This is a genomic window from Thermococcus sp. LS1 (genome assembly GCF_012027395.1).
Classification (GTDB): Archaea; Methanobacteriota_B; Thermococci; order Thermococcales; family Thermococcaceae; genus Thermococcus.
On sequence record NZ_SNUJ01000004.1, the window covers coordinates 1 to 19,571 of the forward strand.

Consider the following 19,571-nt stretch of genomic DNA (forward strand, 5'->3'; position numbering starts at 1 on the left):
CGGTTTTGACTTGATCGCCTTCTTTAACGAGTACTCTAAGAATTTTACCCGGCATTGGAGCAGTTACAACCCCCTCACCTGTTGGCGCTGGAGTCGGCGCTGCTGGCGCCGGAACAGGAGCGGGAGCACTTGGAACGGAGGGAGCGCTGACGGTGGCCGGGGCAGCTGTCGGCCCGCTTATCGCGCTCAGATCTATTCCGAGGCCCTTTGCCTCGACTTCGTAGCTCTTGTCCTCGAAGGAGACCTTAAAGCGGCCCATTCCAAGCTCTTCAACCTCGACCTCGTATTCAACACCATCAACGATGACCTTAACCTTCGCCATCTTTACCACTTCCCTATCTCGTAGTTGAAGTCCTCAACCTCTTCCATAGTTGTCTGGATGCCGTAGAGGCGCCATGAGTCAGAAACCTTCCTCTTGAAGGGTAAAGGCCTCAGCTGGGCTGCCTTCTCGGCAGTATATGCTAAAATAGCTGCGGTAATAACTGCCAGATCTCTCGGCGGTATCTCCGGCTTCGCTTCCTCAACTTTTGGTACTTCTTCGACCTTCGCCGGGATAGGAGCTTCCTTCGGAGTTTCCCTCTCGATAAGCTTCCTCTCGAGCCAGCCGACGAAGTAGAGGACTAAAGCTAAAATGGTGAGGACGGCAAAGACCACCGTCACTCCGAGGACGGTTATGTTGAGGCCCTCCATGAACTCGGCCATTGTTACCATGTCTCACACCTCACAGCGGTATGTTGCCGTGCTTCTTCGGCGGGAGTTTGACGCGCTTGCTTTCCATGGCCTCGAGGGCGAGGATTATCTTTGCCCTCGTTTCGGCTGGGTCTATGACATCATCGATGTATCCTCTCGCGGCAGCTACATATGGGTTGGCAAACCTGTCCCTGTACTCCTGTATCTTCTGCTGCCTGACCTCCTCAGGGTTCTCTGCCGCTGCAATTTCTTTTCTGAAGATGATATTGGCCGCTCCCTCTGGCCCCATAACGGCTATCTCCGCGGTCGGCCAGGCGAAGACGAAGTCGGCACCGAGGTGCTTGCTTCCCATTGCGAGGTAAGCGCCACCGTAGGCCTTCCTGAGAATGACGGTTACCATCGGGACGGTGGCCTCGGAGTAGGCGTAAAGGACCTTGGCTCCGTGCCTGATGATTCCACCATACTCCTGCTGGGTGCCCGGCAGGTAGCCGGGGACGTCGACAAGCGTGACGATGGGTATGTTGAAGGCGTCGCAGGTTCTCACAAAGCGCGCTATCTTGTCGGAGCTGTCTATGTCAAGAACGCCCGCGAAGTAGTTGGGGTTGTTGGCAACTATACCAACCGTCTGTCCGTTCATCCTTCCGAAGCCGACGACGGCGTTTGGGGCGAAGTAGGGCAGAATCTCCAGGAAGTCCGGATTGCCGTTCTCATCCCTATCAACTATCTCGTAGATGACCTGCCTGACGTCGTAGCCCTTGTTCGGGTCGTCCGGAACTATGGAGTACAGGCTCTCGGTCTTCCTGAATGGCAAATCGCTTGTCTTAACGCGCGGCGGCTTCTCCATATTGTTTGACGGCAGGTAGCTCATGAGACGCCTTATCAACGCTAGAACCTCTTCGTCGCTCTTTCCTATGAGGTGGGCCTGTCCGCTCTTTTGGGCGTGAACCATGGCTCCACCGAGCTGAATGGGCGTAACCTCGACGCCCGTGACAGCTTTAACGACCTGCGGGCCGGTGATGAACATGAAGCTCGACGGGTTGTCCACCATGAGGATGAAGTCTCCTATCGCCGGGCTGTAAACCGCTCCTCCGGCACAGGGACCCATAATTGCGGTGATCTGCGGCACAACACCGCTGAGAATCGTGTTCATCTTGAAGATCTCGCCGTAGCCCTTGAGGGAATCCACACCCTCCTGAATCCTTGCACCGCCGGAATCGTTGAGGCCTATTACCGGTGCTCCCGCTTCAAGGGCGAGCTCCATTATGCGCTTTATCTTGGCAGCGTGCATCTCGCCGAGGGAACCTCCCATGACAGTGAAGTCCTGGGCATAGACGAAGACAAGCCTTCCATCGATGGTTCCATAGCCGGTGATGACACCATCCGCGGGCAGTTCCTTCTTGTCGAGACCGAACTCTGTTCCTCTGTGCTTGACGAACATGCCGATCTCGACGAAGCTTCCCGGGTCGAGGAGCTTCTCGATCCTCTCGCGCGCTGTGAGCTTGCCTTTAGCGTGCTGCTTTTCGACGGCCTTTTCGCCGCCCATCTCAAGAATCTTCTTCCTCCGTTCGTACAGCTCGTTAACCTTTTCCTCCATGCTCATGAGAACTCCCCCTAACAGCTGAGAGTGTCTGGTGGTTGTAGTTTGTAAAGTTTAAAAGGGTTTTTACTCCACCGCGTGCTGGAAGGGTGATAAAATGTTCAAATGTTGAAAGCCGCAAAAGGAGTAGAGTAGAAAAGGGTAGAAAGAATTCAGAGGTGCTGTATCGGAGTTTCTGCACCACAGGCCTCGCACTTGAGGAAGTGGAAGCGTCCTCTCTTGATGATCTTGGTATCTGGTGAGCCGCAGACCGGGCAGATAACGTAGTCCTTGAGGTACTTCTTCATCTTGTTGGCTATCAGGTAGGGTGTGAAGCGTCCCTGGAGGACAACCCTTCTTCCCTCGAGTGTTCCGGCCGTTGCCACCTCTCTCAGGATGAACTTGAGGAGATGGTTCGGGTCGCGGTTCATGGCCTCGGCTATGTCCATGAAGTTCTCGATTATAGTCCTGTTTCCGGCTATCGTGACTATGGCAGCGGGAACCTCAAACCTCGAGATGTGATGCTTAACGTTCTCGGGAAGCTCCTCGTAAGCCTTATCGAGTAAGCCTTCGAAATCGTAAAAGTCAACCTTCTTCTCGCTCACTTTCCTCACCTCCACTTAAGGTATGCAGAGCCGTTTATAACCTTTTGGCGTGGGGAAAATGGAGAAAATCAGAGCACCCTGTAGAAGCCGGCCCTCGGCTCGTATATCCTTGCGTCCCTCTTGAGGTCGCTGATGAGCTTCTTTACCTCGTTCTCCGTTCCAATTCCAGCCTGCTTCGCCGCTTCCACGACCTTGTCCTCCGGTGCGCCGAACTCGCCCTCACTCTCAAGGCTCTTGATGATGTCTATGAGCTTGTCAATCTTGTTTATCTTCTTGGAACTCTTGCCGACCTCGAGGATCGAAACGTCCAGCGTTCCCTCCTCGTCGGTCGCTATCTTTCTTATCATCTCCTCGATTATCTGTATCGCCGCTCTGGCGTCTTCCCTCGTCACGGTCTCGCTCAGGCGCATTCTCGCGTGGGCCTCGCTGAGACGTATGAGTGCCTCCAGCTGCCTCGCAGTAATCGGAATCGGCTGCACTCCCTCGTCCTCACCGCTCTTTCTGAAGCCCTTCCTCATGCGGACGTAGTAGCGCTTTATCTCGTCCATCGCCTCTTTGCTCAAAACCGGGTGGATGTTCTTCCTCGCATAGGCTATATACTTCTTGAGCAGGTCGTAGGGTATCTTGGGCGTTACTGCCTCGGCCTCTCCCCTCCTGACCTTAAGTATGTGCTCGGCTATAGATGCGTCTATCTTCTCGTCCGGTTCGTCCAGCAGGAGGAATATAAGGTCGAAACGGCTCAGCAGAGTCGGCGGGAGGTCGAGCTGCTCCGGGAGGGACTTGTGGCGGTTAAACCTGCCGTACTTCGGATTGGCAGCAGCTATAACTGTCGTTCTGGCGTTAAGTGTCGCTGTGATGCCCGCTTTGGAGATGCTGATTGTCTGCTGCTCGAGTGCCTCATGTATGGCACTCCTATCCCTGTCGCTCATCTTGTCGAACTCGTCAATTAGGGCAAATCCGCCATCTGCGAGAACTAGGACACCTGCTTCCAGAACCCACGAACCTGTAAATTCGTCGCGGACGGCTGCGGCCGTGTTGTGGATGATGAAGCCATTGGCGATGAAGCTGTGGGAGCCCTCGACTGTTAGGTCGTAGACGTATTTGTAGGGGCTTTCAATAACTTCAATGTTCCTAACCTTCTCCCACAGGACGTCTGAATGTGCAATCTCCTCGAGGATTGAGAGCTTCGCTCTGATACGCTCCTCCTTTCCGGAAATCTCGCTGAGGGTCCAAACAATTTCTCTGTAAGTCGTTTCATCCCTCTCTTTGATGATCTTTGCCACTTTTACAAGGAGGTCATACGGAAGTGCCCTTGACCGTTTTCTCCTAAAGAGCTCGTAGAACTCGGCATAGGTCATCCCAAGCTCTTCGGGTTTAATCAGGTGTCCAATGTTGAGCCTAAGTTTGTTCGGTAACTCTATGGGAATCTTCGAGATATCGGTTCTCTCCTTTAGTCTTTCAACGACCCTTTGAAGCGCTCTCCGTGATATCGGTTTTCCTCTCTCTACCGCGCTTCCGAAGTTTGAGCCGTAGGCTTCTTCTATGCTTAGCCCGTAGAATTCTCTGATTTCCTTTATCAACCCTCCCACTTCGGGGACAACATCTACGTTAGTGTCTGTTTTAGATTCTTGCAGCGCCTTCACGAGTTTTTCAAGTTTCTCTGCTTTTTCTGGATGCTCCAAACCTATAAACGCGGCGAACTTGATGATGTTCTCCCCGTAAACCTTCAGTTCCCAGCGGTCGTGTTTTGAAACTACCTGCGTTCCATTGATCTCTGAGATTGCACCTGCCCCTCTGCGCCTTCTCAAGTGCGAGACGATTCCGAAGCGGAGGAGGGCAAGCTGGAGCTTTTTGGCGAGTCTCTCGCTGGTAGTATCAAGCTCGATGTACGAGGAGCCCTTTTCGCGTACAACGACCGTTCCGTCGCAGTCGAAGAGCCCTCGTATAAATGCCGCGAGAACTTCTTCTGGAGCAACCATCAGCTGTGGGGCAATGTCGAGGTGTGATGACTTTGGGGAGGGAGGAATGCCGAGCTTTTCAAGAAGATGGGCAACTATCTTTGAGTGGAACCTTACGGCTGGCACACGGTTACTCTGTCTGCTTTCCTTTGCCTCAATGTCGAACAGTTCCTTGGCGAGCGACTTGAACTTCTTCCTCATGGATTCACTGCCGTTGGAGAACCTTATTGAAACTCCCCATCCAGACTTTGAAACATCTCCATCTCCGGCAATGAGTCCGGCGAAGTAGGCGAGCCTTTCGTCCACGTACTTGGGGAGTTTGATTCCAGTTCCAGCCTGCAGGGACACGCATTCAGGCTCTATCTCTTCCCAACTGGCCTCGGAGAGTTCGATCAGCTCACGAAGATGCTTCATTCTGATGTTGCCCCTGGCGTTTTGGCTGACCCAGTTGTAGTACACCGCGTCCTCACTAACCCCGAGTCTTTTTGCGAGTTCCCTCTTGGTTACTCCGAGGTTTTTGCAGGCTCTCTCAATCAGTTCCCTGACTTTATCCTTGATTCCGCATATGACAAGCTCATCAAGGTCGCTCAGCAATTCGAGGACTGTAATACGCTTTTTGGGAACTTCTATTCTGCGGACGGTGGCAACGTACGTGTCCGGTTTGATGTCTTCCGCCTTAATCCACTTGAGGGTGCCTTTTTCAATGGTTCTGAGCTTTGTTTCTGGGGTTAAGATAAGCTCTTTGCCGGTTGTTGTCTTTACTTTGATGAGTCTCTCAGGTGCTTTCAGCCGCCATACTCTGCTCAATGGGGCCTGTTCGGTGCGTCCTTTTTCTATCGAAACAGTTTCTCCGAGGAACGGCGAATACTCAATCCCCTCAGAGTATTCAATGCTCCCACTCTCGCGCATCCAGCACTCCGTGAGGAGACCAATCTCAAGGGCACCGTCGTCGGTTACTACTATCGAATCGGGCGCAACACAGAGACCCGCCGCCGATGAGCTCTTACCGCTCGTATAAATCGCTCTCGGTGCCAAATTAGCAACATAACGGAGAATTTGGCTGTTGTGGACGAAGATGTCGTTGGCTATGAAGTTGTGGTGCTCCGGCACCTGGAGGTCGTAGACCCACGGATGCTCTGGCTTGTATTCTCTGACCTCGACGACTCTGTCCCAGAAGATATCGGAGTCCGCAAGCAGTTCAAGTACTTTGAGCTTTTTGGGGACATCAGGCGACTTCTCTTTCAGTGTTTCAACGACGATTTTGAGCTTTTCCCTGCTGGGCAGCCTATCCCCCCGTTCATAGTGCAGGTAAGTGGAGCGGTTTATTCCTAGGTCCTTTTGTCTTAGTCCCGCTGATTCACGGAGTTCTCTGAGCAGCTTCGAGACGCCCGGAACAACATCAACGTTGGTGTTCAGTTTTATCCCGTTGGTAACCTTTGCGAGGAGTTTTGCCTTCTCCTCAACTCCAAAGCCGATGGTCTCTCCGAACTTTATGACATCTTTGCCCGTTATGACCAGGCGGTAGTACGTTTTTGCCTCCTTCATCTTTCCGTTTGTGGCTATGCTTCTTGTCGCGTGCAGCTGTGATTTTATTCCAAACCTCAAAAGAAGGTGCCGGACACCTCTCAGGAGTTCCAGCGATGCTGAAACCACTGTGATTTTTGGTCTGGCTCTATCAACTGTCCCCTCTGCGTCAAAGTAACCCTGAAGGAACGCCTTGATGTCCTCCAACCTTGCGGAGAATATCTGGGATGGTACTTTTTTCTTTGAAGAGTTCTCCGCGATTCCAAGACGTTTAAACAATCTGAAGAACTCAACGCTGCTCACGTAAACCTCTTTCGCCGATTTACCTCTATGAGGCTTTCTAATCGTTGGGTTAAGGTCGAGCTTTCTGAAGTATTCGTAGACTTTTTGAATCAGCTTTTCGTCGTTGTTCGTAAAGAATATCGTAGCGCTACCGTTTCTGTTCTGTGCGTAGCCCTCTCCGGCCAGTAGGCCGATAACATACCAGAACTCCTCGTCCGCAAATTCAGGAAGCTTTAACCTGCTCTTGGCAGTTTTGGGCTTTTCTATCTCAATGTCCCAAAGCCTAGTAGGTTTCCCAGCAATCGGAATGATGCGTGGAACTGCTATAAAGTCGCTCGCTTTTAGTTCCTCAGCCTTCCTTGTCTTGAACTGCCCATTCTCAAAGACAAAGAATGGATGAGTCGGTGTTACCCTTATCTCCCTTCCGCTCGCGGTCCTTATGAGGAACATTCTCTCGGGCGCGGTTCTCTTCCAGGCTATGTTAGCCTTCACCTTTTTCACTTTGAGCGTCTTGGCATCTAGAGCGTAAAGCTCAAGGTCTATTGGAGCGTAGAAGCCGTCGTCAACCCTGCCGAGGGTTCCCTCTTTTTTGGCTCTCTTAATTGCCCCCTCCACAAGCTCACCTATCTCCCCTAAGCTCCCGTCGGCCAGAACAACCTGGGTGTCATAATCAACGCACTTCGCAACACCCGGGTCTCCAACCAGCAGAACGTGGCTCTCTCCCCTCAGCTTCGTTCCGTCAGGGAGAACCCGCTGCACGCCACCGAAGAGCGCCAAAGCTATGCCCTTCTTCACGGTCTTGTGTCCCCAGATTGCCGGGGCTATCGAATCGACAATAGCATCAACGATGTCCTTTCTCTTTGCCAGCTCCCTTATCTTCTGCTCGTCCTCAGGAGTAATCTCAAGCTCCTCTATCTCCTTACTGAGCTGCTCGATGTGGTTGACCTCGAGAACCTTCTTGAATATCGGCCGCTTATCCTTCTGCTCGAGAATTACGCGAAGTATTCCCGTGACGAGAACCCTGTCGCCTGGCAGGGCGGTATCAACGAGGTCGTCGAGGAGGATTGCATCGACAAACCTCGGCATCTGGCCACCCTTGAGGCTCTCGGGTCTGTCCTGGAGGCGGAAGCTCTGGAAGTTGATGAACCTGCTCTTCTCGACGTCGAGCTCAACGTTTCTTGACCCACAGGCGTCGCACTTGCTCGGCTTGACTATGTTGTCGTAGGGCCTCTGCAGTCTTACCATCTCGTTGCCGCAGTCCTTACAGACAAAGACGGCCTTCTCAACGAATGGCTTGACCTCGCTCACGCGCGTGATGATTCCATCAACCTGTATGAGCCTGTTTATGTGCTCGCTGCCGAGTTCTTTAACGAGGAGCGTCCTTGGAAGGTTGAAAAACCTCGCGTGAACCTTAAACTCCTCCTCCTTCAAAAGGGGAGGCTCGCGGAGGACTATCTGGATGGCATCCTCGGCAGCCAAAATGCTATCTTCGGGGTTTTTGAGAAGTTCTTCCGCCAATTCGGGGTCAAAGGAGTTGAGGTGGGTCCAGTCTATCGAGAGAGAGCGCCTTGGGGTAACCGTGAGCAGGTCTTTAAGCTTGTTCAGATAAACCTCATTGCCGTTGTCATCGACGTACTCACGCAGAAATCTCGCGTACCTCTCTATCATGTCCTCCCTGTCCATCAGCCCTCACCCAGCCACTCGTTTCTAATCTTCGACAGCTGCAGGTATATCCTCCTCTCCTCGGGGGAGAGTCTGGAGAGCAACTCAAGGCTGTTCGGCCTCAGCATGACGGAGTTGAGTATCTTCTTGAAGCGTATAGCCTTGAGGTGCTCAAGCTTTTTCTTCAGGTTGGCCAGCTTGGTGAGCTTGACGTTTATAGTCTCGATGTTATCTCCGGCGTTCATTCTGACGTAGTTTTCGAGGTAATACATGTAGAACTCCGCCCTCTCGTAGAGGCCGGCCGGAAGGGGCATGAGGGGCTCGTTCTCCCTCTCCTCGGCTATTGCCCTGTCTATCTCGCCTATAACCTTGTCGGTCTCATCGATAACCTCCACGATCCTCGCTTCCCACAGCTCCTTCGCTTTCCAGTCCTCGATGAGCACTATATCGCCGGCGTTCCAGTCTCCGAAGGGGCGGAGGATTTTAACGGCTATTATTGCCCTCCCTGTGAACATGACATCACCCTCTCGAATGTATGCCTACTCCCTTGGGTCTATTAACCTTATGGCTGTGGGTGGGTTAAGGCTATAAGCTCAGCCTCCCAAAATTAACCCGGTGGGAGCATGCTGATAGGGATAATGAGCGACACCCACGATAACCTTCCGGCGGTAAGGAAGGCTGTGGAGTTCTTCAACGAGCAGAACGTCGAGCTGGTGATTCACGCTGGCGACTACGTGGCGCCGTTCGTGGCGAGGGAGCTCAAGAAGCTCAAAGCCCCTCTTAAGGGAGTCTTCGGAAACAACGATGGCGAGAAAAAGGGCCTCCACGAAGTGCTGGGAATAGCCGACGAGATACCTGAAATCGAGGCTGATGGTATGAAAATAGCGGTCACCCACGGTACGGACGAGAGGATAGTGAGGGCCCTGGCGAGGAGCAGGCTCTACGACGTTGTAGTCGTTGGCCACACGCACCGCTATGAGATCAGGGAGGATGGCAGGACGATACTGATAAATCCCGGTGAGGTCTGCGGTTACATTACCGGCATTAAGAGCGTTGCACTGCTGGACACGAGGAAGAGGGAAGTCAGAATAGTGAACATTGAAACGGGTGAACTGCTCGGGGTCATGAGTCTCTAGCGAGCGTCTCTAACGAACGTCTCTGACGAGCGCCTTTGAAGAACCTCTGGAGGATAGAATCAGGAGAACAGCCTGGCGATGAGTATGGAAGATGTTTTAGTTCCCCGGGAAAGGCACGATGCGGTGGTCTTAATAGGCGTGGACAGAGGGGAGAACGTCGAGTTCATCAAGGTCTACGCGGTCAGCGAGGAGATAGCGAAAAAAACCCTGGAAGAGTTCTTCAACGCTAGGGGGCTCTTTCCCGGGGACTACCGCCTCGTCAGCCGCGGCCACGAGGAAGTCGGGGAGAGAAAGGTCATAACGACAAAGACGGAAGGCTCGCTCAGCGCCGCCCTCGCGAGGCTCGGCCTTAAGCTACTCTCGAACGGCGTCCTCTACCTGGAGAACATTGAGAGGCTCTATCAGTTCACCCTCGTCAGCGAGACCCTCTACGAGAGGATAGCCTCTGCAACTGCCACCAAGGAATCCCGGAGGGTCAAAATAGGGGGACCTGTGGACGAGCTTGAAGCCCTTTCTCTTGGACTCGATGCCGTTGTCGAGAACCTCCGTGGGGTTGAGCTGTCGGAGTTCCTCCCGGAAAATGCACTTCTCCTCAGGGAGCCGCCGGTTGAGAGAGTGGTCGAACTCCTGAGCGGAGAGAGGGATTACCCCCTCATCGTCGAGACTAAAGATTTGAAAAAATACGCACCTCTCGACTTCCCGGTGGTTCTAAGACTTCCACCCTTGACCGTTGAGGAGTTCACGGCGGAGCTTTCCCAACGGCTTGGCTTCGATGTCGATTCTCGACACTTCCTCAGCTATCCTCCCGAGAGGCTCAACCTTAGAAACGTTGAAGCCCTCGCAAAGCTCGTTAGGGCTCTGATGGAAAAGAAGGGGCTGAGCGAAAAAGATGCTCTGGAGCTCGCAGTGAGACTCAACCTCGGAGAGCTTTGAAGTAGCGAACCACCATGGCCTTGAACTCTGGGTTATGTTTGCCCAGTGCGGCGTTTATTAGCTCTTTGAACTTCTCATCCTCAGCGAGATATCTTAAGAGCAGACCCTCGTCAACGCCCAGCTCTTCTAAGAAGTCTGTCCTCTTAAGAAACTCTGAGCGCTCTTTCACTTCATTTCTGAGCTCCTTCAGCCGCTCGAGGTATGGCCTAACCTTTTCCTCCCGCCTTTCAAACTCGAGCCAGTCTATCGCCAAGTGCTCGCTGATCAGGAGGTATCTCCCCGGGTCGGTGAGGTATTCGGCAACACCCTCCCCAAGCTTCGAGTGGAGTATCTTGAGCCTGAACTCCTCGATGGCCTTGTAGTCGTCGCTCAGGCGCTTCTTATCGACAATGTCGAGGCTCTCGAAGAGCGCTACGGCTGTTAAGTAGCACTTCACCACGAAGGGGATTTCCGGGAGGGTGAGTGTTTCCTTTGAGACAGTTACCACTTTGCCGTTTCTTCTTTCCAACCTCTCAAGGAGCATCCCAAGGGGATAACTTAGGCTCTTCAGGCAGAACTCCAGCTCGTCCATACTTCCACCGTTGTGAATTCGGTTTTCAATTGTAAAAGCCTTTTGGGTGAAGCTTTTTAGCCCAAGCCGGGAATTTAGTCATGGTGAGAAAGCATGAGTATGATAGTCATAGATGGTTCCTACGGCGAGGGTGGTGGTCAGATACTGAGGACGAGCGTGGCCTTATCTGTCCTCACTGGAAAGCCCCTCAAGATAATCAACATCAGGATAAACAGGCCGAACCCGGGTTTAAGGCCCCAGCACATGCACGGCATCTTGGCTCTGAAGGAGCTGAGCGGCGCTGAGGTTAAGGGGGCCCAGGTTGGCTCGACGGTTCTCGAGTTCTACCCCGGCAGGGCTAGGCCGAGGCACATCCGCGTACCGATAAAGACCGCCGGGAGCATAACCCTCGTTCTCCAGGCTTTGCTTCCGGCGATGGCTTTCATCGGTGGGAGCTTCGAGATAAGGGGCGGAACCGACGTCCCTTGGTCGCCGCCGGTGGACTACCTCAGGCACGTTACCCTTTTCGCCTTGGAAAAAATGGGACTAAGAGCCGAGATTGAAATCAAGCGCAGGGGACACTATCCCAAAGGCGGCGGACTGGTGGTCGGCAGGGTCGAGCCGTGGGAGGAGAGAAAGCCGCTGGTTGCTTTGGAGTGGAGGCATATAGAGCTATTTGGTGGCATCAGCCACGCTACCAACCTCCCAGAGCACGTGGCGAGTAGGCAGGCGAAGGCCGCTAGGGAGAGGTTGAGTGAGTTTTACGATGTTCCTATTAATATATATGAAGAAGTCTCGCGTTCCCTCGGGCCGGGTAGTGGGATAGTGGTATGGGCCGAGACGGACGTTTTGAGACTCAGTGGAGACGCTCTAGGAAAGCGCGGAAAGCCCGCTGAAGCAGTGGGCAGGGAAGCGGCGGACGAGCTTCTGGAGCAGCTGACGAGCAGGGCCGCGGTTGATAGATTCCTCGGCGACCAGCTGGTACCATTCCTAGCCTTTGCAGGAGGCGAGATAAAAGTTGCCGAGATAACGAACCACCTCGTGACGAACGTCTGGGTCGTGGAGCAGTTTTTGGGCAAGATCTTCGAGGTGGAGGGAGAGGTTGGAGAGCCTGGAAGGGTGAGGGTTGTGAGAAAGGCCGAACTTTAAGGCATCTCCATCCCGTAAACCTTCTCTGGATTTTCCACATGAATTTTGTAAACGTCCTCCTCCGTGAACAGGCCGTTCTGGAGGAAGGCCTTTGTCCTCTTCGGCACTGTCTTCGGTCCCAAAACGGCTCCGGGACGGCGTTTGTCGTCTATGTAGTCCGTCTCCATCATGAAGCGGTTGCCCTGCTTGATGGCCTCGGCAATGTTCTTCTTGCTCGCGATTATGCTCGGAAAGACACCGACTTCCTCGGCAATCTTCACCAGCGGCGGCGAGAAGTGCTTGACGACCCTGTACGGCTTTATTCCGACCTCCTTAACTATCTCGCCCAGCTCGCGGAACTTGGCCTCGTCGAAGCTCTCCGTGTGGAGCTGGACCGCGCAGTCGGCTTCCTTGGCCAGTTCCATGCCGTACTTCATCAGCTCGATGCTCGCATCCCAGATCTCGGGCGGAACCTCGTAGTGGGGTCTGCCTATCTCGCCTATCGCTACCGCTTTCCCCTCAAGGCAGAGCCTCTGGGCGTATTCTAAGGCCTTCATCACTTCGTTCTTGGCATATTCGAGGCCCTTTTTCTCTGCAAGGTAGACGAACTCTGCTGGATGGACGCCGACGACGGCGTATGCTTTTACAGGTGTTTCTTTGTTTATCTTCTCCACAAGCTCAATGTGGAAGTCCATGGCTTTGATGAAATCCTCTGCGCTCATTCCAGGGAAGCCGTAGTCGTGGGCCGTCTTGTAGACCACCATCAGGTGAGTCCCGCCAGCTCTGTGGAACTGCTTGACAGCTTCCAGAAACAGGCCCTTGAAAGGATCAACGTGGAAGTGGTCATCGAGGATTATCATTTCCCTCACCTCACGACTGATAGACTTCAAGGGTATCTCCCTCTTTCGCTTTAGTACTTCCCTCGAGAATGAGTGCAGCCTTGTCTCCGTCGACGACAAAATCCACAGCCTTTCTACCTTTCTCTATCCTGTAAATCACTGCGGCTTTCTTTCCCTTCACCTTGTAGCCGGGATAGATTACTCCTCTCTCCACGGTCCCCACGAGGGTTTCGCGTCCCATGATGTGGAAGACCTTCTCAACATGGAACTTTCCAACCGGCTTCCTTGAGACTATCTGAATTTCCTCACTGTCGGTTTCCTTCTTTCCACCGAACAGTCTGCTTAGGAATCCCATGCTCTCCCCCGAAAGGGATTGAAGAGGAGAAATAAAAAGATTGCCGATTAAAGCTTCACGATGTGCACCGAGCAGGAAATGCATGGATCAAAGGCTCTAACCGTTTCCTCCAGCCTCTGGATGAGTGCCCCCTCGTCGGCCTCTCCGTAGAGTTCCCTCGCTTCCTTGAACAGGCTTGCCTCCATCATAGCGTGGTTTAAAGCCGTGGGCGTTATGATGTTCGAGTAGGCGATTTTGCCCTCAGAGTCAATGAGGTAGTGGTGTATTAGGACACCCCTCGGCGCTTCCACGTAGCCTATGCCCTCGCCTTCTTTGACTTCAACGGGAACGTTTTCCCCCTTTATGCCCTTGTCGAGGAGTTTCTTTGCTATCTCTCCCGCCCTTTCAAGCGCGTAGACGAGCTCTATGGCCTGAGCGAGGTTGTTGTAGCTGACGTAACCCGTGACGAGCTTTTCTCTGTGCTCCTCAAAGAGCCTCTTCGCTGTGGGCGTCAGCATCTCCGCCTTGAGCAGGAGCCTCGGCAGTGCGCCAACGAAGAAGGGCTCACCCTTATAGCGGCTCTGCTTTGCGAAGCTGTAAACCAGCGAGCGTTCCTCTATTCTCTCCATGTAGTGGAAAGAGCCATTCTCATCGGAAATCAGCTTGTCGCCCCATAGGTAGCCGTCCGTCGCGACGAAGTGTTCCGCCTTTTCACCGTAGGGCTCGAGCGAAGCGAATAGCCTCACCGCTCTCCTCGCGAGTCTCAGGAGGGCTTCACTCTCCCTCTCGATGTTTTCAAGTTCCTCAACCGTCGGATACCTGCCAAATCCACCGGGTTTAACGTTTATGCCGTGGATCTCCCTTCCTCCAATGAGTTCCCTTATCCTGTTTCCAAATGCCTTTAGAGCTAATCCCTCCTTCACTAGCTCGCCGTGTTTGGTCGCCATTCTTATCGCGTCAGGATAGCCGAAAACGTCCGGAGCAACGAGCAGGTACAGGTGGAGTGCGTGGCTCTCCAGCAATTCACCAATGAGGCCGAGCTCTCTTAGCAGCTGGATTTCCTCCGAAACCTCAACTCCGAAGGCCCTCTCTATGCCCAGAACCGAGGCGACACTGTGTGAGAGGTAGCATATGGCGCATATCCTCGCTTCCAAGTCTGGAACGTCATAGTAATGCCTTCCCAAAGTCAGCAGCTCGAAGAAGCGCGGCCCTTCAACGATTTTGAGCCTGACGTCCTTAACTTCACCGTTCTCGACAACTATCTCGGCTTTGCCGTTGCCTTCAACTCTCGTGAACTCCCTCAACTCGATTATCATGGCTCCCACCTCGCGAAGGTTTTGAACTTCCTGATGATGTAGTCGTCATCGTAGCCCAGATCCTTGAGTATCTCGTACTCGCTTGCAGGATTCACCTCGCCGGGCAACGGCCCGCGGCAGCCTATGCATCCCAGCCCGGAGCGTATACAAGCAGCGTTGCAGCCGCCGTAGGTTATCGGACCGAGGCAGGGGAGGCCCTTCTTCACGAGAACACACTCGTATTCGTTGAGCTTGCACTCGACGCAGACGGGGTAGTCTTTCTTTACCGGCTCAATGCCTTTGGCTATGTCTATCAGAACCTGATAGACCTCGTTTTTGTCGTAGGGACAGCCTGGGAGGGCAAAATCAACGGCGACGTACTCAACGACGGGCTTCGAGTCCAGCGCCCTCATCGGGTTGCCCTCGTCTCCATAGACCCTCTTCAGCTTCTCCCTTATGCTCCCCTCGACGCTCGCCTGAACCGAGCCGTGCGTTGCGCAGGTTCCGAGGGCTATGAGGTAGTCGGAGTGGTTTCTTGCCTCCTTGAGGAGCGCCAGGTCGCGCTGGCTTGAGACCGTTCCGGTTACGAGGGCCACGTCGTAGTGGCTCCCCTCACTTAGGCTGGTCGCCATGTGGAACTCCGTTATCTCGTAGAACTCGAGCAGGTCAAACAGCTTCTCGTAGAGGAAGAGAATATTCAGCGCACAGCCGCCGCAGTCGGTAAGTTCGAAGACGGCCAACTTGAGCTTGTCCATCATATCAACCCCCTCGTGGAGAGAGCATCCCAGTATGTGAAGACGGGGCCGTCCTTGCAGACGTACTTTATGGAGGTGCTCGTTCCCACTATACAGTGGCCGCACTTGCCTATTCCGCAGCGCATGCGCCTCTCGAGGGTCATGTATATCCTGCCTGGCGAGAGCTTCCTGTCTAGGAGCTCCTTGATGACGAAGCGGTACATAACCGGCGGTCCGCAGATGAGGGCATAGGTGTTGTCGACGTCGAACTCCTCCCCGCGGAAGAGGTCGGTAACGACACCCTTGCACACCCTGTCGGAGAAGCCCCGCTCGAGGTAGATGCACGAGGGGCTTTCGACCTCATAGGCGAGCTTTACGCTGCAGCCAACCGCGTCGCCGTGCTTCAGCAGGTGGATTATCTCGTCGCGGAAGAGTATGTCCTCGTAGGCTTTGGTGCCGTAGAGGAGCCAGACGTGCTCGTACTTTCCGGTATCTATCGCGTACCAGAGAACCGAGCGGAGGGGTGCCATACCGAGTCCACCGGCGACCAGGATTAGACTCGAGCCCTCCATTTTCTCCATCGGGAAGCCGTTGCCGTAGGGCCCGCGGATGCCCACCACTTCTCCCTCTTTCATCTGGTGGATGAACTTGGTCATTCTTCCGGCTTTTCTGATGCAGAGCTGAATGTATCCTTTTCTCGTTGGTGAGGAGCAGAGGCTTATGGGGAACTCACCGAAGCCCCGTATATCGACGATGACGAACTGGCCGGGCTTGAATGTGAAGTGTTCGCCAATTTCCGGGTCTAAGAAGCGGAGCATGAAGAGCTTCTCCCTGGGTGTTAGGTCCTTCACTTCCAGAATGCGCGCATCGTAAGTTTGATATGGGTTCTCGCTCATCTCAGCGACCCCCTAACCTCCTCAAGAACCTTGACGTGCTCTATCTTCGCTGGGCAGAACTCGTCACACCTTCCACAACCTACGCAGTTGTAACCCGAGGAGGGATCGAAGTAGCTCTTGCAGTAGTATCTGTGCCTGAATCTGTCGAGTCTAGTTGGCCTGAAGTTGTGGCCTCCGGCAACCAGCCCATGGTTCTCCATAAAGCAGGAGTCGTAGCGTCTCTCTCTGACGGCGTCGTAGGCGCTGATCCATTTATCGCAGACCTCGTAGCAGCGGCAGGTAGGACAGACCATGTTGCAGTTGCCGCAGGCCAGGCATATCTCGGCGTACTCCTTCCAGACCGGGCTGTTGTAGGCCAAATCGAGCATGTCTGCGAGCCCTTCCTGCGGGATCTCCTTCTGGAACGCATTTGCGCGCCTCTCCTCGAACTCCTTGAAGTGCTTCAAGTCCTCGTCGGTCACCTCCTCGAAGAGCTCACCGTTCTCCCAGACTATCTCGTGGCCTCTCACGCTTCCTATCCTGACGAGCCAGCCGTCAGGAAGCTCGTGCAGGAATAGGTCAAAGCCGTCCATGGCAAAGTGCGTGCCGAGACTCTTGCAGAAGCAGTACTCGTCGGGCATGCAGCTTATCCCAACTATGAAGGTTTTCTCGCGCCTCGCCTTGTAGTACGGGTCGACGGGCTCGTCGAGGTAGACCTTATCGAGAATCTTGAGCCCGTGTATATCACAGGAGTGGAGGCCGAAGAGCACTATTGGCTCTGCATCGGTTCCGTTTTCCCAGCGCCCGTTCTTCAGACGAAGAATTTCGTCCCTCGGCCTTACGAAAAACTTCTTGGGAGGAAGCATAGTTCGGTTGTAGTCCAGGGCAACCTCCTCTGCCCTCTGAACCTCCTGGAAAGAATAGATGCTCCCCCTCTTCACGGGGGCGTAGATGCTACCCCATGCCTTAAGTGAGTTGAAGAATTTCTCAAAATTTTCCGAAGGCAATTTTATATATCTCAAGGGTATCACCAGCCCATATGGGGGTTACAATTTTATGTTTGTAAAGGTCTGATTTAAGAATTTTTCAAACAAATGGTTATTAACCCCTCGTTACAAACTTGTACTTTAGTGCACTTTTATAAGCGTTGAAGTAAAACTTTTTGTTAACCTTGTGGGGGGAGGGAAATGAGCAATGTTGATGTGAGTTATCTTTCGGAGTATCATCCTGAGCCGAGCTCGCTGATACCCCTTCTCCAGCGGACGCAGGAGCGTTTTGGCTACCTTCCCCGGGAGGCCCTTGAAGAGATCGCGAGGTACCTCGGCGTGCCCCTGAGCAGGGTCTACGGTGTCGCTACCTTCTATGCCCAGTTCCGCTTTGAGCCCCTTGGGAAGTACGTCATTAAAATCTGCCACGGGACGGCCTGTCACGTTAACGGTGCCGTTAACATCGCACAGGCTCTCACGGAGGAGCTTGGTATAGAGGAAGGGCAGACCACAGAGGACGGCCTCGTGACGCTTGAGCGCGTTGCCTGCCTCGGCTGCTGCAGTTTGGCACCGGTGATAATGATAAACGAGAAGGTCTTCGGCAAGCTCACGCCCGAGAAGGTCAGAAAGCTCGTGAAGAGCCTTAAGGAGGGGAAGCTCGATGTCTGAGATCAAAGCCATAGCGGTTGGAATGAACTCCTGCGGAATAGCGGCTGGTGCTAGGGAGACCTACGAGGCCATAAAGCAGGAGCTTGAGAAGAGAAACCTTGATGTTAAGCTCAAGATAGTCGGTTGCGTTGGGATGTGCTACCGCGAACCCCTCGTCGATATAATCACCGAGGACGAAATCATCACCTACGGCCACGTGACACCCAAAAAGGTGCCCAGGATCATAGAGGAGCACGTAATCACTGGGAAACCTGTAGAGGAGTGGATAGTCAAGAGGGACTGGTGGGAGAACGGTGAGAGGAAAACGTGGGACATTGACGGGTACTTCGCCAAGCAGAGGAAGATAGTGCTCGAAAACTCTGGCTACATCGATCCGGAAAACATAGATGAGTACATAGCCGTCGGCGGCTACGAAGCCCTCAAAAAGGCCCTTGAAATGGAACCCGAGGAGATAATCGAGATCATCATGAAGTCCGGCCTCAGGGGGAGGGGAGGAGCTGGCTTCCCGACCGGACTCAAATGGAAGTTCGCTAGGCAGGCGAAGGGCGATGAGAAGTACATCGTATGCAACGCCGACGAGGGCGACCCCGGTGCATTTATGGATAGGAACGTCCTTGAGGGAGACCCCCATAGGGTTATAGAGGGTATGATTATCGGCGCCTACGCTATTGGAGCCAGTAAGGGCTTTATCTACGTCAGGGCTGAATATCCCCTAGCTATCCACAGGCTCAGGATAGCCCTCAAGCAAGCGAGGGAGAGGGGCTTTCTGGGGGAGAACATCCTCGGAAGCGGCTTCTCATTCGACATCGAAATAAAGGAGGGTGCTGGAGCTTTCGTTTGCGGTGAGGAAACGGCTCTGATAGCTTCCATTGAGGGCAAGCGCGGAATGCCGAGGCCGAGACCGCCCTATCCAGCTCAAAAGGGCCTCTGGGGCAAGCCCACGAACATAAACAACGTCGAAACCTGGGCAAATGTGCCCTGGATAATAAAGCACGGCTGGGAGGCCTACGCCGCCATCGGCACCGAGAAGAGCAAGGGGACAAAGGTCTTCGCGCTCTCGGGCAAGATAAAGCACGGCGGAAACGTCGAGGTTCCGATGGGAATGACCCTGAGGGAAATACTCTACGAGATAGGAGGCGGCACGAAGACTGGCAAGAGAATTAAGGCCGTCCAGCTCGGCGGCCCCTCCGGAGGCTGCATCCCAGAGGAGCTCTTTGACACGCCCGTGGATTACGAGAGCGTGAATGCGACCGGTGCGATAATGGGGAGCGGCGGAATGGTCGTCATGGACGAGGACACCTGTATGGTTGACGTCGCCAAGTTCTTCCTCGACTTCACAGTGAAAGAATCCTGCGGCAAGTGCACCTTCTGCAGGCTCGGTACCAAGAGGATGTGGGAAATCCTCGACAAGTTCACAAGGGGCGAGGGGACGCTGGAGGATCTGGAAAAGCTGGAGAAGCTTGCGTATCAGGTTAAGGCTGGCTCCCTTTGCGGCCTAGGTCAGACCGCGCCCAACCCGGTTCTGACGACGCTCCGCTACTTCAGGGACGAATACCTCGCCCACATCGAGGGCAGGTGTCCGGCCAAGGTGTGCAAGCCGCTCATCAAGTACGTAATAATCGCCGACAGGTGCACGGGCTGCACCGCCTGTGCGATATTCTGCCCTGTCAAGGCCATCCATGGCGAGAAGCTTAAGCCCCACGAGATAGACCAGGAGGCATGCATAAAGTGCGGCACCTGCTACGGGGTCTGCCGGTTCAACGCGATTGAGATCGTCGACGCGGGGGGTGATTGA

General features: G+C 53.9%; 18 protein-coding genes. 5 read left to right on the forward strand and 13 right to left on the reverse strand.

What is annotated here, in order from left to right; translation table 11 throughout:
- From E3E26_RS09260 to E3E26_RS09285, 6 genes are all read right to left on the reverse strand, one after another.
- The coding region (locus E3E26_RS09260) for an acetyl-CoA carboxylase biotin carboxyl carrier protein subunit (protein ID WP_167901065.1) at positions 1-322 on the reverse strand (322 nt) is incomplete at its 3' end.
- A 2-nt stretch (positions 323-324) separates the two neighbouring features.
- On the reverse strand, positions 325-711 hold the full coding sequence (locus E3E26_RS09265) for an OadG family protein (RefSeq protein ID WP_167901066.1): 387 nt from the start codon (positions 709-711) through the stop codon (positions 325-327).
- A 10-nt stretch (positions 712-721) separates the two neighbouring features.
- Positions 722-2,290 carry a carboxyl transferase domain-containing protein gene (locus tag E3E26_RS09270; protein ID WP_167901067.1) on the reverse strand — a complete coding sequence of 523 codons (1,569 nt, stop codon included), beginning with the start codon at positions 2,288-2,290 and terminating at the stop codon, positions 722-724.
- Positions 2,291-2,439: 149 nt separating this feature from the next.
- The gene (locus E3E26_RS09275) at positions 2,440-2,871 is read right to left on the reverse strand and encodes a translation initiation factor IF-2 subunit beta (RefSeq protein WP_167901180.1); all 432 of its coding nucleotides are present in this window, start codon (positions 2,869-2,871) and stop codon (positions 2,440-2,442) included.
- Positions 2,872-2,939: 68 nt separating this feature from the next.
- Complete coding sequence (locus tag E3E26_RS09280) at positions 2,940-8,318, reverse strand: LAGLIDADG family homing endonuclease (protein WP_167901068.1); 5,379 nt, start codon at positions 8,316-8,318, stop codon at positions 2,940-2,942.
- Entirely contained in the window at positions 8,318-8,812 is a 495-nt protein-coding gene (locus tag E3E26_RS09285) for a DNA replication complex GINS family protein (protein ID WP_167901069.1), read from the reverse strand. Before E3E26_RS09285 ends, E3E26_RS09280 begins: the two co-directional genes overlap by 1 nt.
- A gap of 108 nt (positions 8,813-8,920) precedes the next feature.
- Between E3E26_RS09285 and E3E26_RS09290 the strand changes: the two genes are divergently transcribed.
- Positions 8,921-9,433, forward strand: a complete 513-nt coding sequence (locus tag E3E26_RS09290) for a metallophosphoesterase (protein ID WP_167901070.1) — start codon at positions 8,921-8,923, stop codon at positions 9,431-9,433.
- Positions 9,434-9,511: 78 nt separating this feature from the next.
- On the forward strand, positions 9,512-10,366 hold the full coding sequence (locus E3E26_RS09295) for a hypothetical protein (RefSeq protein WP_167901071.1): 855 nt from the start codon (positions 9,512-9,514) through the stop codon (positions 10,364-10,366).
- Here E3E26_RS09295 and E3E26_RS09300 read toward each other — a convergent pair.
- Positions 10,347-10,937: a hypothetical protein gene (locus tag E3E26_RS09300; protein WP_167901072.1), complete on the reverse strand. Its 591-nt coding sequence runs from the start codon at positions 10,935-10,937 to the stop codon at positions 10,347-10,349. The genes E3E26_RS09295 and E3E26_RS09300 overlap by 20 nt on opposite strands.
- A gap of 93 nt (positions 10,938-11,030) precedes the next feature.
- Between E3E26_RS09300 and rtcA the strand changes: the two genes are divergently transcribed.
- Positions 11,031-12,065, forward strand: coding sequence for an RNA 3'-terminal phosphate cyclase (gene rtcA, locus E3E26_RS09305; protein ID WP_167901073.1), 1,035 nt, complete (start codon positions 11,031-11,033; stop codon positions 12,063-12,065).
- On the opposite strand, the gene E3E26_RS09310 is transcribed toward rtcA, so the two are convergent.
- From E3E26_RS09310 to shyB, 6 genes are read right to left on the reverse strand one after another with little or no spacing between them, the layout of a single operon-like run.
- On the reverse strand, positions 12,062-12,904 hold the full coding sequence (locus E3E26_RS09310; RefSeq protein ID WP_167901074.1) for a TatD family hydrolase: 843 nt from the start codon (positions 12,902-12,904) through the stop codon (positions 12,062-12,064). The two genes, rtcA and E3E26_RS09310, sit on opposite strands and share 4 nt — an antisense overlap.
- Positions 12,905-12,914: 10 nt before the next feature.
- Positions 12,915-13,238, reverse strand: a complete 324-nt coding sequence (gene pbp11, locus E3E26_RS09315) for a tRNA-binding protein Pbp11 (RefSeq protein WP_167901075.1) — start codon at positions 13,236-13,238, stop codon at positions 12,915-12,917.
- Between the two features lie 47 nt (positions 13,239-13,285).
- Positions 13,286-14,533 (reverse strand): NAD(P)-dependent hydrogenase/sulfhydrogenase 2 subunit alpha, encoded by a 1,248-nt coding sequence (gene shyA / locus E3E26_RS09320; protein WP_167901076.1) that lies wholly within the window; start codon positions 14,531-14,533, stop codon positions 13,286-13,288.
- Positions 14,530-15,270, reverse strand: a complete 741-nt coding sequence (shyD, locus tag E3E26_RS09325; RefSeq protein WP_167901077.1) for an NAD(P)-dependent hydrogenase/sulfhydrogenase 2 subunit delta — start codon at positions 15,268-15,270, stop codon at positions 14,530-14,532. Before shyD ends, shyA begins: the two co-directional genes overlap by 4 nt.
- The gene (shyC, locus tag E3E26_RS09330) at positions 15,267-16,142 is read right to left on the reverse strand and encodes an NAD(P)-dependent hydrogenase/sulfhydrogenase 2 subunit gamma (RefSeq protein WP_167901078.1); all 876 of its coding nucleotides are present in this window, start codon (positions 16,140-16,142) and stop codon (positions 15,267-15,269) included. The genes shyD and shyC overlap by 4 nt, the downstream gene beginning before the upstream one ends.
- Positions 16,139-17,143: an NAD(P)-dependent hydrogenase/sulfhydrogenase 2 subunit beta gene (gene shyB / locus E3E26_RS09335; protein ID WP_167901079.1), complete on the reverse strand. Its 1,005-nt coding sequence runs from the start codon at positions 17,141-17,143 to the stop codon at positions 16,139-16,141. Before shyB ends, shyC begins: the two co-directional genes overlap by 4 nt.
- 165 nt (positions 17,144-17,308) lie before the next feature.
- Here shyB and nuoE point away from each other — a divergent pair, with 165 nt between their 5' ends.
- Both nuoE and nuoF read left to right on the forward strand, forming a co-directional pair.
- Complete coding sequence (nuoE, locus tag E3E26_RS09340) at positions 17,309-17,776, forward strand: NADH-quinone oxidoreductase subunit NuoE (protein ID WP_167901080.1); 468 nt, start codon at positions 17,309-17,311, stop codon at positions 17,774-17,776.
- Positions 17,769-19,571 carry an NADH-quinone oxidoreductase subunit NuoF gene (gene nuoF / locus E3E26_RS09345; RefSeq protein ID WP_167901081.1) on the forward strand — a complete coding sequence of 601 codons (1,803 nt, stop codon included), beginning with the start codon at positions 17,769-17,771 and terminating at the stop codon, positions 19,569-19,571. The genes nuoE and nuoF overlap by 8 nt, the downstream gene beginning before the upstream one ends.

Coding starts and splice junctions, on each gene's coding strand:
- E3E26_RS09265 (WP_167901066.1), bottom strand. CDS start 711: ATGGTAACAATGGCCGAGTTCATGGAGGGCCTCAACATAACCGTCCTC.
- shyA (WP_167901076.1), bottom strand. CDS start 14,533: ATGATAATCGAGTTGAGGGAGTTCACGAGAGTTGAAGGCAACGGCAAA.
- shyD (WP_167901077.1), bottom strand. CDS start 15,270: ATGATGGACAAGCTCAAGTTGGCCGTCTTCGAACTTACCGACTGCGGC.
- E3E26_RS09290 (WP_167901070.1), top strand. CDS start 8,921: ATGCTGATAGGGATAATGAGCGACACCCACGATAACCTTCCGGCGGTA.
- E3E26_RS09280 (WP_167901068.1), bottom strand. CDS start 8,318: ATGGACAGGGAGGACATGATAGAGAGGTACGCGAGATTTCTGCGTGAG.
- nuoE (WP_167901080.1), top strand. CDS start 17,309: ATGAGCAATGTTGATGTGAGTTATCTTTCGGAGTATCATCCTGAGCCG.
- pbp11 (WP_167901075.1), bottom strand. CDS start 13,238: ATGGGATTCCTAAGCAGACTGTTCGGTGGAAAGAAGGAAACCGACAGT.
- nuoF (WP_167901081.1), top strand. CDS start 17,769: ATGTCTGAGATCAAAGCCATAGCGGTTGGAATGAACTCCTGCGGAATA.
- shyC (WP_167901078.1), bottom strand. CDS start 16,142: ATGAGCGAGAACCCATATCAAACTTACGATGCGCGCATTCTGGAAGTG.
- E3E26_RS09285 (WP_167901069.1), bottom strand. CDS start 8,812: ATGTTCACAGGGAGGGCAATAATAGCCGTTAAAATCCTCCGCCCCTTC.
- E3E26_RS09310 (WP_167901074.1), bottom strand. CDS start 12,904: ATGATAATCCTCGATGACCACTTCCACGTTGATCCTTTCAAGGGCCTG.
- rtcA (WP_167901073.1), top strand. CDS start 11,031: ATGAGTATGATAGTCATAGATGGTTCCTACGGCGAGGGTGGTGGTCAG.
- E3E26_RS09295 (WP_167901071.1), top strand. CDS start 9,512: ATGAGTATGGAAGATGTTTTAGTTCCCCGGGAAAGGCACGATGCGGTG.
- E3E26_RS09270 (WP_167901067.1), bottom strand. CDS start 2,290: ATGAGCATGGAGGAAAAGGTTAACGAGCTGTACGAACGGAGGAAGAAG.
- E3E26_RS09300 (WP_167901072.1), bottom strand. CDS start 10,937: ATGGACGAGCTGGAGTTCTGCCTGAAGAGCCTAAGTTATCCCCTTGGG.